Annotated in this window: 15 protein-coding genes and 1 pseudogene; 8 read left to right on the plus strand and 8 right to left on the minus strand. The window is 37.8% G+C overall.

Annotated elements, in window-relative coordinates; translation table 11 throughout:
* Positions 1-12 precede the first annotated feature (12 nt).
* Positions 13-441: a hypothetical protein gene (locus I7H67_RS09310; RefSeq protein ID WP_192836770.1), complete on the plus strand. Its 429-nt coding sequence runs from the start codon at positions 13-15 to the stop codon at positions 439-441.
* A gap of 88 nt (positions 442-529) precedes the next feature.
* On the opposite strand, the gene I7H67_RS09315 is transcribed toward I7H67_RS09310, so the two are convergent.
* The 3 genes from I7H67_RS09315 to I7H67_RS09325 form a co-directional block, all read right to left on the minus strand.
* On the minus strand, positions 530-847 hold the full coding sequence (locus I7H67_RS09315; RefSeq protein ID WP_004793048.1) for a hypothetical protein: 318 nt from the start codon (positions 845-847) through the stop codon (positions 530-532).
* Positions 848-963: 116 nt separating this feature from the next.
* Positions 964-1,179, minus strand: coding sequence for a hypothetical protein (locus tag I7H67_RS09320; protein ID WP_005304252.1), 216 nt, complete (start codon positions 1,177-1,179; stop codon positions 964-966).
* A gap of 280 nt (positions 1,180-1,459) precedes the next feature.
* A complete protein-coding gene (locus tag I7H67_RS09325) occupies positions 1,460-1,936 on the minus strand; it encodes a CinA family protein (RefSeq protein WP_013198215.1) in 477 nt (158 codons plus the stop codon).
* 316 nt (positions 1,937-2,252) lie between these two features.
* Here I7H67_RS09325 and I7H67_RS09330 point away from each other — a divergent pair, with 316 nt between their 5' ends.
* Positions 2,253-3,671, plus strand: a complete 1,419-nt coding sequence (locus I7H67_RS09330; RefSeq protein ID WP_198307672.1) for an iron-containing redox enzyme family protein — start codon at positions 2,253-2,255, stop codon at positions 3,669-3,671.
* 43 nt (positions 3,672-3,714) lie between these two features.
* On the plus strand, positions 3,715-5,859 hold the full coding sequence (katE, locus tag I7H67_RS09335; RefSeq protein ID WP_198307673.1) for a catalase HPII: 2,145 nt from the start codon (positions 3,715-3,717) through the stop codon (positions 5,857-5,859).
* Positions 5,860-5,914: 55 nt separating this feature from the next.
* Here katE and I7H67_RS09340 read toward each other — a convergent pair whose 3' ends face one another.
* The gene (locus I7H67_RS09340) at positions 5,915-6,793 is read right to left on the minus strand and encodes an SDR family oxidoreductase (protein WP_198307674.1); all 879 of its coding nucleotides are present in this window, start codon (positions 6,791-6,793) and stop codon (positions 5,915-5,917) included.
* Between the two features lie 139 nt (positions 6,794-6,932).
* A complete protein-coding gene (locus I7H67_RS09345) occupies positions 6,933-7,334 on the minus strand; it encodes a DUF6367 family protein (RefSeq protein ID WP_198307675.1) in 402 nt (133 codons plus the stop codon).
* Between the two features lie 474 nt (positions 7,335-7,808).
* Here I7H67_RS09345 and I7H67_RS09350 point away from each other — a divergent pair.
* A pseudogene (locus I7H67_RS09350) lies at positions 7,809-8,462 on the plus strand (KGG domain-containing protein); the annotation flags it as partial.
* An 83-nt stretch (positions 8,463-8,545) separates the two neighbouring features.
* On the opposite strand, the gene I7H67_RS09355 reads toward I7H67_RS09350, so the two are convergent.
* Positions 8,546-8,779, minus strand: a complete 234-nt coding sequence (locus I7H67_RS09355) for a hypothetical protein (RefSeq protein ID WP_004793031.1) — start codon at positions 8,777-8,779, stop codon at positions 8,546-8,548.
* A gap of 288 nt (positions 8,780-9,067) precedes the next feature.
* Between I7H67_RS09355 and I7H67_RS09360 the strand changes: the two genes are divergently transcribed.
* Positions 9,068-9,679: a LexA family protein gene (locus I7H67_RS09360; RefSeq protein WP_198307677.1), complete on the plus strand. Its 612-nt coding sequence runs from the start codon at positions 9,068-9,070 to the stop codon at positions 9,677-9,679.
* Positions 9,680-9,749: 70 nt separating this feature from the next.
* Here I7H67_RS09360 and I7H67_RS09365 read toward each other — a convergent pair whose 3' ends face one another.
* On the minus strand, positions 9,750-10,361 hold the full coding sequence (locus I7H67_RS09365) for a LysE family translocator (RefSeq protein WP_198307678.1): 612 nt from the start codon (positions 10,359-10,361) through the stop codon (positions 9,750-9,752).
* 156 nt (positions 10,362-10,517) lie between these two features.
* On the opposite strand from I7H67_RS09365, the gene I7H67_RS09370 reads away from it, so the two are divergent.
* The gene (locus I7H67_RS09370) at positions 10,518-10,973 is read left to right on the plus strand and encodes an Lrp/AsnC family transcriptional regulator (protein ID WP_000376211.1); all 456 of its coding nucleotides are present in this window, start codon (positions 10,518-10,520) and stop codon (positions 10,971-10,973) included.
* Between the two features lie 58 nt (positions 10,974-11,031).
* On the opposite strand, the gene I7H67_RS09375 is transcribed toward I7H67_RS09370, so the two are convergent.
* Positions 11,032-12,648 carry a purine-cytosine permease family protein gene (locus I7H67_RS09375; protein ID WP_013198207.1) on the minus strand — a complete coding sequence of 539 codons (1,617 nt, stop codon included), beginning with the start codon at positions 12,646-12,648 and terminating at the stop codon, positions 11,032-11,034.
* Between the two features lie 195 nt (positions 12,649-12,843).
* On the opposite strand from I7H67_RS09375, the gene I7H67_RS09380 reads away from it, so the two are divergent.
* Positions 12,844-16,308 carry an ATP-binding protein gene (locus I7H67_RS09380; RefSeq protein WP_198307679.1) on the plus strand — a complete coding sequence of 1,155 codons (3,465 nt, stop codon included), beginning with the start codon at positions 12,844-12,846 and terminating at the stop codon, positions 16,306-16,308.
* Positions 16,305-17,264 (plus strand): response regulator transcription factor, encoded by a 960-nt coding sequence (locus I7H67_RS09385; RefSeq protein WP_191106555.1) that lies wholly within the window; start codon positions 16,305-16,307, stop codon positions 17,262-17,264. Before I7H67_RS09380 ends, I7H67_RS09385 begins: the two co-directional genes overlap by 4 nt.
* The last annotated feature ends 22 nt before the right edge of the window (positions 17,265-17,286 follow it).

Raw genomic sequence — 17,286 nt, forward strand, 5'->3', positions numbered from 1 at the left:
AAAGGTAAGGATATGCCCCAGTACTTAAGAATAGCTGAGAAAATCTATCAAAATGTTAAAGAGAAAAAAGGCTTTACAGATGAGCCTATGGAGGACCTTAACAATTTGATGATTGAACTCAGACATGAGCTTAAGGGGACAAAGCTTAAGCTTTTATACAATTACATTGATTTTGCTGACTTACTGATTAAACCCTTACAGGAATCTAAAATTAAATTGGATTTAAGCCTTATTCCAAAGAGTAAAAATACACAAGAATTTGTGCTGTGGCTTGCAGGTTTTATTGAAAGAATTACTACAGGCGGACAAGAAAAATTACCGCCAATTCAGACTAAAGTTGCTTTACCTGACTACGCCGATGAAGAAATACATTCGTCTCCAGTAAAACCAGTCAATAATGGAGAAGAAATTATTGAATATTTTAAGAAAAAAGAAAGTTAAATAGTTGCATATAAAAAAGCCTATTTACGAGGGCCAATCGGAAATAGGCTCTTAGTTTTGGACCAAAAGAGAATGTTATATAAATAACTTATCTTCCATTCCATGCATCTTTAATTGCTTGTTTAGCATGTTCCCATTTTAAGCGAGATTCAGCTTTGAGTTCTTCCCATTTTTGTTCCAAACCGCCTTCGACATCTTCAAACTGAGTGCCTTGTTCCGATTCAGCACGTGCACGATGACCTAATTCATAGGCTGTCGAAAAGTCTCGGTCATAATCGAGATCGGGAGTAGTAAGCTGAGCTTCTTGATAATAAGGACGAGTAAGGTAACTTTCGCGCCAATAAGTGTCAGAATAATTATGGTCGCCGGCTGGCAGTCGTGCGTGATCGCTATTTTGATCTGTCATCAGTTTTTCCTCATCTATTATTTAATTTTATGCTTATGGTAAATTTAGGAAGGTGGGGGGCACCTTCCTAAATAAAATGAATGACCGCATCAAATGACATTTAAGTCAGCATCGGATTAGCGTTGCTGATTATTGTTATTTGAGTTTTGTTGGCCTGAATCTTTTTGATTCGAGCCTTGTTGTTGGCGGCGATTGTCATTTTGCTGTTGTTGCTGATTGTTTTGTTGCTGTTGATTGCCGTTTGGCTGTTGCTGATTGTTGCGGTTGTCATTTTGCTGTTGTTGTTGCTGTTGATTATCGCGTTGATTGCTTTGATTATTAGTAGTGCTCATCTTTAATTACCTCATATCATTTATGATGTGTGTTTTATCTGAGAGCTTCAGATAGTTTTATTAAAACATGAAATTTTTTAATGTGTAGCCTTGGGGTGTTACCCTATATTTAACTGTAACTCTGAAAAATAAATAAAACCTTGATTTCTATAAAATGTAACTTTTATCAGTAAACATAATTAATATGAAGATAGACAAAATTACATTTGAGTAAAGTGGTGTTAAATAAATGCAATGGTCATTTCTAAATGTGTATATGTTATCTTTTATTAAAATGAATTTATTTTTTATTATCTAATATTATGTATTCTATATCTTTAGAAATGCAATAAATAAGTTGTCTAATTTTAAGGCATGCTGGTCCTTTAAATAGCCGTCTAAAGTTATAAAAATTATTTTTATAATAAATAGAATAAAAAAAGGTGCCTACAGGTTTTTCTTTAGTCTCAGAACCTCCTTTTTTTAAGAGGCCTGTGCAGGCAATATAAAGATCGGCATGTAGGAGTTCTTTGCCTTTTTTGATCATCTCCACAGTGACTTGCATCGATTCAGGTGTATATTTTTCAATGAGTTCAGGTGAGATATGAAGTGTATTTTCTTTGACACGTAAGTCATAGCTGACTAAGCTTCCAATAAGAATATCACCTGAATAGGGACTTAAAGAGAAGCGATAAGCTAAATAGCCCGCAGAAGCACTTTCAAAAAGTGCAATTTTAATTTTTTCTTGTGCGAGTAATTTGCAACATGAATTAAACATTGGTTTTCTCCTTAAAACTCTTTTTAATTTAGTTATAAGATTATTTTTAATTTATTTTTGTTAAGTTTTTAAACTTTATGATTTTTAAAGTAACTTAAATGTAATTAAAATTTATTATTTATATATTTTTTATAAAAACAGATGTTTAAATAATTCTAAAGGTGAGAATGTAATTTTGTGTTATTTTTTATCTAATTGAAATTTAACGCTTTTAAAATTATAGGTTATTTCTTAATAACGTAATATAACAAAGATAGGCTGGGATTATAGTTTAGCTGAAGTATGGTAATTTATATCTCACTAAAGGAGAATAGAAATGCCTGTTGTAGTGAAAGAAAGATTATTAGACTTATTACAAGATAATCAACAAAACTATTACGAATTATTTGTTTTTTTCCTTGATCCTGATATTTCTAGTTTTGAAAAAGAAAAGAAAGCAAGAGATTTTCTTAATAAAGAAATTGATAAAATAGATCAGAAGGAAATTGATTTTCCTGCAACTATAAATACGGTTAAACAATGGTGTGAAAACGATAATAAAGAGAACTGTGAATTATTTCAGGCTTACCTAAACCGTAGACAAAATGGGGGTGAGAGAGAATATTTTAAGAATGTTGGTCAGGCATTCGAATTTTTAATTAAGGTTTCCCCAACTAAAAAAGTAGATGGTGCATGGCTATATAGTTCAGTTCACTACTGGAATGATCCGGTTTTTCATGACCTCATTATTACTTATTTGGAAGAGCTGGGGTTAGGTGAGCCGAAAGCAAACCATGTCTGTATCTATGATGACTTGCTACGTAGTCTGGGACTCGATAGTTTTGATCTGCTATTAGAAGATGAATATTATCATAATGCCGTGATTCAGCTGGCGCTTGGTTATGCTCCACCAGAGTTCATTCCTGAAATTGTCGGCTTTAATTTAGGTTATGAGCAACTGCCACTGCATCTACTCATTAGCAATTATGAACTTGCTGAACTGGGTATTGATTCTAAATATTTTAATTTGCACATCACTATCGATAACATTGATAACGGGCATGCAGATAAAGCAATTAAAGTTATAGAAAATATTTACGATAAATACAGAGATAAAGAACTTTTCTTTAATAAATTGAAGCGCGGTTTTGCGCTTAATGGCCATGGTGTTTCGTCTTCAAAAATTATTAAAAATTTAAATCTTGAAGATTTAGTCCTTAAAATTTTAAAAAGAAAAGCGCTCGTGGGTCAGCTCATTCATAACGAAACTAGACAGTTTGGATGTAAAACGATTAACCAATGGTTATCAAATCCAGAAGACGTTAACGGGCTAGTTACACATCTCATTGATCACAAGTGGATTAAATTTAATACCGACCCTGAACAGAGTGTGTTCTGGCGAATGATTAATGAAGAAAATGGAAAAATGTTTGGGGTATTTAACCCTGTAGAACGTCAAATTATTCATGATTGGATTGCTGGTAGTGATCATTCTTCTAACTTCTTGGCCTATAGCAGGGAATTAAAGAATAGCCAGCGTATTCAAGATTATCTCTTTAGCTATATTTCCGATGGCGAACTGGATGCACTACAAGAGCGTGTTCAGAAATCACATGATCTTGCTATAAAAATATGCAAGCTGACTCCGTTTTTGGCCCCAGATTCACATCATAAAAGCATTGGACTTTGGAGCACACGTAAATACGTCGAACTCCTTTTTCCATATTTAAGTTCCTTTAACAAAACTAACTCTTGAAGTTTTTTAATTCACCCCACGTTTAACTTTAAAAACATAGGTAATGAACATGACTGATAATGTTAAATCAACAAATAAAACAAGTGAAATGGCTGGTGCTGACGCTGCAAATAAAGCCAATACTACCCAAAAAACTGAACAATTAGACTCAGTCAGAGATGATGCAACCAATGAAGCATTAACCACAAACCAAGGCGTTAAAATTGCTGATAACCAGAATAGTTTAAGAGCAGGTATTCGCGGTTCGACGCTATTAGAAGACTTTATTTTAAGAGAGAAGATTACTCATTTTGACCATGAGCGTATTCCCGAACGTATTGTTCATGCGCGTGGTGTAGGTGCACATGGTTACTTTCAAGCGTATGAAGGAAATGAGCGCTTAACAAAAGCGGGATTTTTAACCGATCCAAGCATTCAAACTCCAATTTTTGTACGTTTCTCAACAGTGCAGGGACCACGTGGCTCTGCTGATACCGTTCGTGATATTCGTGGTTTTGCGATTAAATTTTATACCCAAGAAGGTAATTTCGATTTAGTCGGCAATAATGCACCAGTATTTTTTGTACAAGATGGTATTAAATTTCCAGACTTCGTTCATGCGGTAAAACCTGAACCAGATACAGAAATGCCAACAGGAGCAACTGCCCATGATACTTTCTGGGATTTTGTATCTTTAGTACCTGAGTCAGCTCATGCAGTAATTTGGGCAATGTCAGACCGTGCTATTCCACGTAATCTACGCTCAATTCAAGGCTTTGGTGTTCATACATTCCGTCTTATTAATGCCCAAGGAAAATCTCATTTTGTGAAATTCCACTGGACCCCTAAACAAGGTTTAAGTGCTTTAGTGTGGGATGAGGCTCAAAAACTTGCAGGTAAAGACCCGGATTTCCATCGTCGAGATCTGTATGAAGCAATTGAGAATGGGGTTTATCCTGAATGGGAATTGGGCGTACAAATTGTCGAAGAAGAAGATGAAATGAACTTTGACTTCGATTTGTTAGATCCAACGAAAATTATTCCTGAAGAGTTGGTTCCAGTGACTCCAATCGGCCGATTTGTTTTAAATAGAAATGTAGATAATTTCTTTGCAGAAACAGAGCAGGTGGCTTTCTGTCCGGGACACATCGTGCCAGGAATTGATTTTACAAATGACCCACTTTTACAAGCACGCCTATTTTCGTACACCGATACACAGTTAAGTCGTTTGGGTGGACCGAACTTCCACCAAATTCCGATCAATAAACCAGTATGCCCATTCCATAACAATCAACGTGATGGTATCCACCAACATACTATTCATAAAGGGCAGGCTTCATATCAACCAAACTCAATTGATAATGATTGGCCAGCAGAAACACCACCTGCTGCTTCAAATGGTGGTTTTGAAAGCTATCCTGAGCAAATTAGTGGACACAAACTTCGTCAAAGAAGTGAAACCTTTTCCGATCATTTTTCACAACCGCGCCTTTACTACAAGAGCCTTGCGCCTCATGAGCAAAAGCATGTGGTCGATGCCTATACTTTTGAATTAAGTAAAGTACAACGAAAACACATTCGTGAACGCCAAGTTCAACAAATTTTGGCAAATATTGATCTCGACTTAGCTCGACAAGTAGGCGCTAATTTAGGAATTGAAGTTCCTGATTTGACTCTAGATTATAAGAAAACCGCAGTTGAAAAATCGGCTAAATTATCTTTCTTGGCTTTCCCGCCCCAAGATATTCAAGGCCGAAAAGTTGCTGTACTTATTCATAACCTTGTGAAGTCAGATACACTTGAAGCTATTAAAAATTGGGCGATTAAAGAAGGTGCTGTTGTTCATTTACTAGCGCCGAGCTTGGCTCCAGTAAAAGACCATAAAGACAACATTATTGTGGCTGATGGCATGCAGATGGCTGAACCTTCAATTGCTTATGATGCGGTGATTATTCCTGATGGCGATAACTTAAATGCCGTTCTGCAAGATGGCGTAGCGCGCCACTATGTACTCGAAGCGTATAAACATTTAAAACCAATTGCGTTTTTAGGTAATAAATCTGATTTGCTTGAACCGCTAGGTTTAGTTGCTGATGAAGGTACTTTAGTTGAAGATGAATTCCAGCCTATTGCTGAAAAATTCAAAAAACTGATTATGGCTCATCGTGTTTGGTCACGAGAACAAATAGCCGCTAAGGTACCAGCTTAATAAACAAAAAAGCCCTGAAAGATTTATCTTTCAGGGCTTTTTTATATCTTAGGGATTAACCATTTACGATTTGACCACCGTTTACATGAATCACCTGACCTGTAATATAACTTGCATCATCTGAGGCAAGGAAAAGATAAGCAGGTGCAACTTCACTAGGTTGTCCCATTCTTCCCATTGGTGTGTCTTTACCAAATTCCTTAACCGTTTCTGCATCGAAACTGCTTGGGATTAATGGAGTCCAGATCGGACCTGGTGCAACACCATTCACCCGAATTCCTTTTTTCTGCTTCATTAAATTGTTTGATAAGCTACGTGTGAAAGTCGTAATCGCACCTTTGGTACTTGCATAATCAATAAGCTCATCATGGCCTTGATAGCTGGTAATACTAGTCGTATTAATAATACTGTCGCCTTCTTCCATATATGGAATAGCTTCTTTAGTAAGATAAAACATTGGAAAAATATTAGTTTTAAATGTCTTTTCTAATTGCTCATTACTAATACTTTCAATTTCCTTTTGTTGATATTGCACGCCAGCATTATTCACTAAAATATTAATTTTTCCATAATGTTGTAGAACTTTATCAATATCGAGTTTTGCAACATCTGGGTCAGAAATATCACCTTTTAATAAAAGGCAATGTTGTCCTTCTCTTTCAACAAGTTGTTTAGTGATTTCGGCATCCTTATCTTCTTCAAGATAAAGGATGGCAATATCCGCACCTTCACGGGCAAACAATACTGCGACAGAACGGCCTATACCGCTATCGCCACCACTAATAACGGCAACTTTACCTTTTAACTTATCGCTACCTTTATGAGAGCTTTTTATAATCTCAGGTTCAGGATGCATTTTTTCCTGATCGCCTGGTTGATGAGATTGAACTTGTGCAGGTGCAGATGTTGGATACTGATTTGTTGAGTTTTCCATACTTCAAATACCTCGGTTAAATATCTAATTCATCAATAGTGCGCTGTTACTACGTAAATATGAGTAAAATGAATTTTTTAATAAGTTGTCTTTGTTATTTTATTTATAAGGATGTAAAAAAATATTTTATATTTAAAAATTAAATAATATCTATTAATTTGATTTTGTTCTTATCAATCATACTTTCAATAATAGATCTATTTCCAGTATCTTCTAACCAGTTTTCAATAGATATATTATTGGATAAGTCTAAAATTTCTTTAATAATTTTTTTAGCGCCTTCAATATTTTGTGTTTCTTTATTATTTTTAATAATGATATTGTCAAGCAATAACTTTATATCTTCTTGCTCTATATTCTTTGACTTAATAATATGTAAATCTCTTTGGAAGGGATGGCTCGCATGCGGAGGATCTAATCTATAGCTCCATTCTTTGTCATAATTTTGCCATGAATTCTTAGACTTAATATGCCCAAGTAAAATTTCTGGGATAGAAATATGAATGTATTGTAGTGTTGACTCTTGATCTTTTAATTGCATGGCTAAACTACTCAAATTGCCTTAATAAAACTAGTTTTAAATATTCATATTAATCTCTCAAGTAATTTTCTTTTGAAAATGTAATGATATATATTATTGTTTTTTATTGAAAATAAGTGTTTTACTCTGTGTTTGTTTAAGTAAGTATGTTTCATTATTTTACTTTTTGTTTATAGTTAAGCTGTTTTGTTGTTTGTATAGATATTTTAAATCTGTTTGTAAAAATATATTGTAATGTGCAGTTAAGTAATAATAAGTGAGCTAATTATTTAAAAAGTAAAATGTGAGAAAAATTAGAATGTATAAAACTTTATTTAAATAATAAAGTTATAGAATTTTTAATCTTTCATTTTATATACATTTAAATTGATTGATACAGTGCATCGGTAGGAAAATATTATAGATCTTCTATCTTTATTAAATCCGTTAATCAAAAGCGGTAGTGACTATAATTAAATATAGGAAGATATAACTATGGCTAATACTAGATATGAAGATGATGATAACAATAGTACAGGTACTTCAAATCGTGGATTTGCAAGTATGGATCCTGAAAGAGTTAGAGAAATAGCCAGCAAAGGTGGGCGAGCAGCCCATGCCAGTGGTAATGCGCATGAATTTACCTCTGAAGAAGCTCGTGAAGCTGGTCGAGCTGCGCATGCAAGCGGTAATGCACATGAATTTACATCTGAGGAAGCTCGTGAAGCGGGTGCCTTAAGCCATAAAAATGGTGGTCGCGGTCGTAGCCGCGATGATGACGACGATGACGATGATCGCGGTAGCCGTTCAGGTGGCCGAGGCCGTGGCCGCAGCCGTGATGACGATGATGATGACGATCGCGGCAGCCGCTCAGGTGGTCGAGGCCGTGGCCGCAGTCGTGATGACGACGACGATGATGACGATCGCGGTAGCCGTTCAGGCGGCCGAGGACGTGGCCGCAGCCGTGATGACGACGATGATGACGATCGCGGTAGCCGCTCAGGTGGTCGAGGCCGAGGTCGCAGTCGTGATGACGACGATGATGATGACGATCGCGGTAGCCGCTCAGGTGGCCGAGGACGTGGCCGCAGTCGTGACGACGACGATTATGACGGTCGTGGACAAAACTCTCGTAATCAAAAACGTGATGCCTCTGGACGTTTTACGTCTTAAGCATAATGTTTTAAAAACGAAGGAGGCTTTTGCCTCCTTCGTTTTTTAATTTATTTACTTTACTGTGGGAGCAGTTGTAGTCCTTTTACAATATCAATGTATTCAGAACCGTTTAACCAAAAAGATTTTTTTAAAAATAGTGTCGTCATAATACTTTCGGCTGCTTCGCTATCCGGATTTTCACAGAATAACCCGTAGCTTTCACCTAAAACCGCATCATTTTCAATCAGGCGGATATAGTAAGCATGTTGCTCATTTGCATAACCTAAAACCGCATCACGTTGATTTTTCATTTCGCATGTCTCCATACCAAAAAACTGAATTTAACCAGAATGTTAAGTGTTCAGAATCTCATTTGATAAAAATCAAAAAACAGTCAGCAATAACGACTATCTCGAAATAGGTTTTGATTTTCTTCAAATTGCCATTTTGATTAAAACATCCCTGTTAAAAGCAAAATGGATTAAAATCTGATCATGAGATTTATTGTTATGCAAAAAAAATATTTCGTCAACTTGAAAATGTAACTTTTTCAAGTTACATTGTTTGTGTAGGATTTGAACAGTGAAAAGGGAGGCAATATGCCAAAGAAGAAAGAGTTCGAGCATGGCGGTGTACGAGAAAATGCCGGACGTAAAGCACAGTTCAATGAACCCACCAAAGTCATTCGTGTTCCCGAGTCTCAAGTTAACTTTATCAAAAATTGGTTACTGAATAATGTCAAAACCAATAATTTAACCGACTTTAAATCAAAACTTAATGTTCAACAGGTTCACCCGAATAACGATAAAATTTACCACATTCCTTTAGCAACAGAACGTGTTGCTGCAGGTTTTCCTTCACCTGCACAAGATGATATTGAGCAAGCACTCGATTTAAATGAATATTTAATTAGAAATGAAAATGCCACGTTTATTGTCAAAGCCAATTCTTTATCCATGCTAGACGCTGGAATTGATATTAATGATCCGCTTATTGTGGACCGTAGTATTCCCGCTAAATCGGGTGATATTGTGATTGCACTCATCGACAATGATTTCACTGTTAAGCGCTTAATGATTGATAGTCAATTTCAGCCACCTAAAGTTTGGCTAAAAGCTGAAAACCCTGATTATCAAAATATTTACATTGAAGAAGGACAAGAACTGGTTATTTGGGGAGTGGTGACTTATAACCTCAAACGAATGAGATAAATTTTCTTATATTTTACTATTCAAGTTACTGACCCGAAATGATGGCCAGTAACTTTTTGTTGAATGATTTTTAAATTTGTCCAATCAATAAGCACGTTGCAATAACGACCATTAAACCACCTGAAAAACGACCGACTAATTGAGCTGCTTGTGGTCTGGTTTTCAAAATAGCCTCTGAACCATAACCCACCATTAAGTAAATAATCGCGCAGCTAATCATGTGGACAACACCAAAGGTAAGAATTTGTGTTGTCACTGACCATGAAGCAGTAGTGTCAATAAATTGAGGAAGCAGCGCTAAAAAGAGCAAAAAAACTTTCGGGTTTAACCCACTCACGTAAACGCCTTTGGTTGCCCAGCTCAACCATGACTGAGCTTTTTCAGAACCAGATTTGTTCGGAGTAGGAGGGGTAAGTAATAAGTTTATTCCCATCCATAACAAATAAGCAGAACCTGCAATGGTTAGGATCATGAGTGCAGTTGGATTATTTGCTACAAGTAAGCCAACGCCAGCTGCTACCAATAAAATCGTAATAAAGTGCCCAAATAGCATACCTGCGACAGCCGGTACGACGACTTTGCCTTTAATCCCTGCCGAAATGGCATAGGCCCAGTCTGCCCCTGGAGTAATAATAAAAAGAATGGAGACACTCCAAAATGCAATAAAAATGTTAAAAGCCATATGCTTATCTCGGCAAACTATTTTCCAAAGGTTTCGCTCGTGGTTTAGAAAAAATCCCTATTTATTCGAGCTTGTTGAAAATAATATGCTCATGTATTTAGAATGTGCTTTTAAATGTTTGCTCATATCATACTCATTTGGGGTAAAATTTTCTAAATGGATCGCACAGATAAAAAGATTCTTGCTGAATTGCAATTAAATGGCCGATTATCTATCACCGAGTTGGCAGAAAAAGTAGGTTTGAGCATTTCACCTTGTCACAGACGAGTGAAGGCTTTAGAAGAGTCTGGAGCTATCAAAGGATATCGGGCAGAACTCGACCCGAATTTAGTCGGTTTTGAATTTTCAGCGATTGTTTTTATTACGCTTAAAGAAGGTGATAAACAGGCAGTCGAGAAGTTTGAAAATGCCGTAATTGATATCCCACAAATTATTCAGGCGCAGCGCTTATTTGGTGAACCAGATTATTTGTTGCATGTGGTCGCTAAAGATTTACCGGCTTTTCAGCGTTTGTATGACGAAAAATTATCTGCTATTCCAAGTGTGCAACGACTCATCTCAACCATTGTGATGAAAGATGTAGTCCCTGAACGTTTATTTCCGATTGGCTAAGGATCATCAGATATAAAAAAAGAAGCTTTAAAGCTTCTTTTTTAGTTGGTATAGAATTTTAAGCATCAAGAGTTTTACACAAAGAGCAGATCGTACCGTTATGTTTATGAGAGAACATAATATCTGGGCGTTCGTAACCTTGTTCACATACGCGGCAGTGGTAAACCGTTGCAACTGGTGTACCTTCAGCATCGTAACGTGGTTCTTTAATGCCATCATCGTGTGACTTGATGTAGTATTTTCCTTTGGTTAATAAGCCCATGATTGGTGTTAATACAAAGGCAAGCACAAGTGCGATAAGCGGTGAGTAAGGCGCCAAGAAGCTACCAAGTAAACCGAAGAATGCTGCAATTGATAAGCCTGCTGATACAAGGAACGCAACCATACCGACAGGGTTTACGTTGTATAGCATGTCACGGCGATATTCCGGTTCTTTTGGTGAAAGTTTTAAAACATATTTGTTGATTGAAATGTCTGTTGCTACAACCACAACCCATGCAATCGCAAAGTTTGAATAGAACCCTAAGATTTTACCCAATACCGCAAACATGTTGCCTTCCATTAAAGCAAGCGCAATTGCCAAGTTCACCATCACAAAGACAATACGACCCGGATAATGTTTGCTAATACGAGTGTAGGCACTTGTCCATGCAAGGGAACCAGAGTAAGCATTGGTCACATTAATTTTAATTTGAGAAATAACTACCAAAATCACTGCAAGTGTTAAAGCAGCCCAACCCGGAAGCATGTCATGAAACGCCGCATTAAACTGTTGAACAGGTTCAGTACTGTTTACGCCCGGTATTTTAGTAAGTAAATAGAAACCTAAAAATGCCCCGATAATTTGTTTAATCGCCCCTAAAATCACCCAACCCGGACCCGCTGAAATAACCGCAGCCCACCATGCTTTGCTATTTTCTTTTGTTTTAGCAGGCATGAAACGTAAGTAATCAATTTGCTCACCAATTTGCATGATGAGCGATAAACATATACCAGCACCCAGCATGATTGCAGCCATGTCTACGGTTGCAAAACCTTCTTTACCTGTAAAAGTAGCAAATTGGCTAACTAAAGTAGGTTCTTGGTAAATCAGGTAGGCTACAGGACCAATCATCAGAATTAACCAAAGTGGAGTGGTCCAAACTTGTAATTTACTCAAGGCTTTCATGCCGTAAATCACCAATGGAATGACCATAACGGTTGAGATGAGGTAACCAGCCCAAAGCGGAATGCCTAAACCAAGCAATAACCCTTGCGCCATGATTGAACCTTCAAGGGCAAAGAAAATAAATGTGAAACTGGCGAAAATGATACTAGTAAGAACCGAACCGATGTAACCGAAGCCTGCGCCGCGGGTAATCAAGTCAAGGTCGATGTTATAGCGCGCTGCGTAGTAGGCTAAAGGAATGCCAGTTAAGAAGATAATAATCGCTGCAAATAAAATGGAGAAAACAGCATTGGTTGTTCCGTAAGACATACCAATACTGGCACCAATAGAAAAGTCAGCAAGATAGGCAATACCACCAAGTGCAGTAATAGCGACAACTTTGGGACTCCAGCGCCGAAAGCTGTGTGGAGCATAACGTAAAGTATAATCTTCTAAGGTTTCATTCACTGCTTTTTGTGAATCTGTACCTTGCACAGTGTCCAGATTTGGATGTTCAGATACACTCATAACATCAACCTCCCAATCATTTTCGGTCAATCAACACAAATATTGATCATTGTTTTTTGATGGATTTGAGTGTGTGATTTTTGGGAAAAATTGAAAATACGTTATTTTGCGTATATGTGCGTATTAGAGAAAATCGCCATGATAAATGACTTTTGGCATAAGGATTGCTGGGTTTAATACAGCCCTATCCAAAACATGAGTGTTATGCCAGATTCTTCACGCCCCCAACAAGCGCCACAACGTGTGATCAAAACACGCCGTGAATATAATATTTGGGTGGCAGATGAAAGTATCGAAGATTATGCGCTCCGCTATGCGCCGACCTCAGTAAGAAAATGGTCACCTTGGACCGTTACCAATACCGCAATTTCGACTGTTAGTTTTCTGGCGATGGAAGCCATTGGGGCGACCATGCTTTGGCAGTATGGCTTTAGCAATGCAGTATGGGCAGCAATTGTCGTATGTACCATCATATTTTTAACCAGTTGGCCGATTAGTTACTACGCTGCTAAATATAATGTAGACGTCGATTTGCTTACTCGTGGTGCAAGTTTTGGCTACATTGGCTCGACCATTACTTCTCTAATTTATGCCAGCTTTACCTTTATTTTGCTTGCGTTTGAAGCCGCAATTATGGCGATGGCACTTGAGCTGGCTTTAGGCATTCCGCAAGTTATCGGGTACTTAATTTCTGCCTTAGTAATTTTGCCTTTAGTGGTCAAAGGCATTGGTTTTATTAATAAAGTTCAGGCGATCACTCAGCCAATCTGGCTCTTATTGCTGTTATTACCGTGGTTTTTTGTACTTTGGAAACAACCACAAATTTTAAGTAGTAGCCTGCATTTTGTTGGTGCGGTTTCAAACTCGACCGATTTCAATCTGTATTACTTTGGTGCGGCGTGCACTCTTATTTTTTCATTTGTGATCCAAATTGGTGAGCAAGCCGACTATTTACGTTTTTTACCCCAACAAGAAAAAAACAGAACTGCATGGCGTTTTGCTGTTTTTTTAGGGGGGCCATCTTGGATTATTTTTGGATTTCTAAAAGTTTTGATGGGCATGCTGCTGATGGTGTTGGCTTTTCAGCTGTTTATTCCTGTCTCTGAACTAGACAATCCGACTTATTTATATTGGTTTGCCTATCAACAGTTTATTCCCAATCCTCAGCTAGCGTTAATATTGACTCTAGCACTGGTTTGCTTGGCGCAAATTAAAATTAATATGACCAATGCCTACGCTGGTTCATTGGCATGGTCCAATTTTTTTGCCCGCTTAACTCATAGCCATCCGGGGCGAATTGTCTGGCTTCTTTTTAACGTTTTTATTGCCATTGTTTTGATGGAAATGGGTATTAGCCATGCGGTTGAACGTATTTTGGGGCTATATAGCAATATCGCTTTGGCATGGATTGGCGCGGTTGTTGCCGATTTAATTATCTGTAAACCTTTAGGTTTAAGCCCAAAGGGAATTGAATTTCGTCGTGCTTACTTATATGACATTAACCCCGTAGGTGTGGGCGCCTTACTGATTGCTTCAGTGTTATCGATGCTTAGCTATTTGGGCTTTTTGGGACTCATGGCAAAAGGATTGGCGAGTTTCATTGCTCTAGGAAGTGCGGTGTTATGTGTTCCTATTATTGCTTACTTAACCAAAGGAAAATATTACATCGCACGCCAGCCTGAAAAAATTCAGGCGACTTCGGTTGCTAACTGTGTGGTATGTGAAAGGGACTATGAACTTGCTGATATGGCGGGCTGTCCAGCCTATAACGGTACGATTTGCTCTCTATGCTGTTCACTTGAAGCGCGCTGCCACGATTTATGTAAACCCGATGCACGTTGGTCAGTTCAACTCAAAAAAGCCATCTGGCACTATTTACCAGAACGTTGGGCCAGCCGTTTAAATAGTCGAGTCAGTTTGTATCTATTGCTGACTTTAGGTCTTTCTATTGTTTTGGCAGTGAGTTTAAGCCTGGTTTATATCCAAGAAAAAACCTACTTAGAAACCATTAATGCGGCAGCCGTTCCTCAACTATTTACACTGTTTGTGAAAATTTACACCATTTTATTTCTATTGATGAGTGTTGCTGCATGGTGGTTAGTACTAAACGATGAAAGCCGTCGTAATGCTGAAATTGAGACACACCAACAAACAGCATTATTGATTGATGAAATTGCTGCCCATGAAGTCACTTCAAAAGACCTGCAAGATGCCAGAATTTCAGCAGAGCGAGCAAATGATGCAAAAAGTCGTTATGTCATTGGAATTAGCCACGAACTACGCACACCCCTAAATAGTATTTTGGGCTATAGCCAATTACTTCAAAAACAAGAGCAGCTTTCAGAACAAGGCAAAATGGCGCTCGGGGTGATTAGCCGTAGTGGGCAACATTTGACTTCACTGATTGACGGTTTACTAGATTTAGCACGAATTGAAACAGGTAAAATTTCTTTAAATGTGGTGGATGTTCATTTCCCCAATTTTATAGAACAGATTATTCAAATGTTTCAGCCACAGTTTGAACAGAAGAATTTACAGTTTATTTATGAAATTGGAGAGAACCTACCGCACTATGTTCGTACCGACAAAAAACGCTTAGAGCAAGTGCTCATCAATTTATTGGGCAATGCTTTAAAATTTACCACGAGCGGCACAATTACTTTGAAAGTTGAGTATCGTTTTCAAACGGCTTATTTTGAAATTAGAGATACGGGTTGTGGTATTGCCGAGGCAGATTTAGAGCGAATCTTTAACCCGTTTGAACGAGGTAGCAATGTGGTTCAAGGCGGATTTACCGGAACAGGGCTTGGCCTACCCATTGTAAAATTGTTGGTCGATTTACTTGGTGGCCAGCTATCTGTGACTAGCCAGCTTAATCAGGGCTCACAGTTTAAGATTAAGTTTTATTTACCTTCAAAAGAAGTGGTTCATCCAATTTCTAATGTTTACTCCAACCAGATTACTGGTTATCAAGGCGAACGAAAACGAATTTTGGTTGTCGATAATGAAGCAGTAGATCGAGGTTTAGTCGCCAATTTTCTAAAACCTTTGGGTTTCATTATTGAAGAAGCCGAGTCGGGCATTGATTGTTTAAGACGTGTACCTATTTTTCAACCTAATCTGATTTTGATGGATTTAAATATGCCCTTGATGGGCGGGTGGGAAACTGCGCGGTTATTACGTCAAAATAATATTACCAATGTGCCGATCTTAATTATTTCCGCCAATGCAGGTGAACGTGAGGTCAATCCACAAGATGCGGTGTTAAGTGAAGACTTTATGCTAAAACCAATCGACCTCAATTTGTTGCTTAGTAAAATTGGAGACAAGTTAGGTTTGATATGGATTGATTCCAAATCAGATGCACTACTTGAAAATAATGAGGTTCAAGCACTGGATGTAAAGGTATTTAAGCAGGAGCAAACCACTGTTCATACATCAATTACACAACCTGAAAATAATGATCTGCTCGATTTGCCGCAAAGCTTGCAACAATTAAATGATTTGATTGGGCAGGGTTACATTCGAGGAATTCAACAGACTTTAACGCAATGTCGTCAAAATTTTCCGGAGCATAACGAGTTATGGGAACAGCTTGAACAGGCTATTCAAAAGTTTGATTTAAAACACGCGCAACGATTAATTCAGGATAAGCAATGAGTACGCAACATGTTTCTTTTCAGCAAGCTTCGCCAAATGAGCAGGCTGTTATTCTGATTGTGGATGATGTGCCGGAAAATCTGGGCTTGCTACATGAAAGTCTGGATCAGGCCGGTTATCGCGTACTTGTCACAACCGATGGATTAAGTGCTATTGAAATAGCTCATCGATGCTTACCAGATATGATTTTGCTCGATGGCAATATGCCACATATGGACGGTTTTGAAAGTTGTATACAGCTTAAAGCGAGTCCAATTACGCAGTTTATTCCCGTCATTTTTATGACAGGTTTGTCTGAGACAGAACATATTGTGCGTGGTTTTCAGGTCGGTGGGGTAGACTATGTAACCAAACCTCTGAATATTGAAGAAGTACTGGCAAGGGTAAAAACACATTTGGCACATGCCAAACTATTGCAGCAACAAAAACAGGTGATTGATGCAACGGAAACAGCCATTCTTGCGCTAGATGTTCACGGTAAAATTGTTTGGAAAACCCAAAAAGCCAGTGATTTACTGAATCAATATTTACCTGAATTAGAGGGTTTTGAAGCAGGTTTAAAAGCTTGGTTTTCAGACTTAGAAAATGAAAAAGACCCTAAAAAATTAACCAGCTGTTCTTATTCAACGCCATCCCAGCAATTACAGCTTTTATTGCTTACACCGTGGGAAACTGAACCAAGCGTGGCAAAAAATTATCTGATACAGATTAAGACTTCTACGCCGGCTTTGGAAATGGCTGATATTTTGAAATATTGCCCACAGTTGACTCAACGTGAGGCTGAAGTCATGCACTGGTTGTTGTTAGGCAAAACCAATAAAGATATTGCAGAAATTTTGGAGCTGAGCCCACGGACGGTGAACAAGCATTTAGAGCATGTTTTTGAAAAACTTTGCGTTGAAAACCGAACTGCTGCTGTGGCTCACATTAATAGTCTGGTACAAGAGTTTCATTAAAGTTAATTAAAAAGCTAGAGGC

The sequence above is a fragment of the Acinetobacter sp. ACIN00229 genome (assembly GCF_016106645.1).
Lineage (GTDB): Bacteria > Pseudomonadota > Gammaproteobacteria > Pseudomonadales > Moraxellaceae > Acinetobacter > Acinetobacter oleivorans.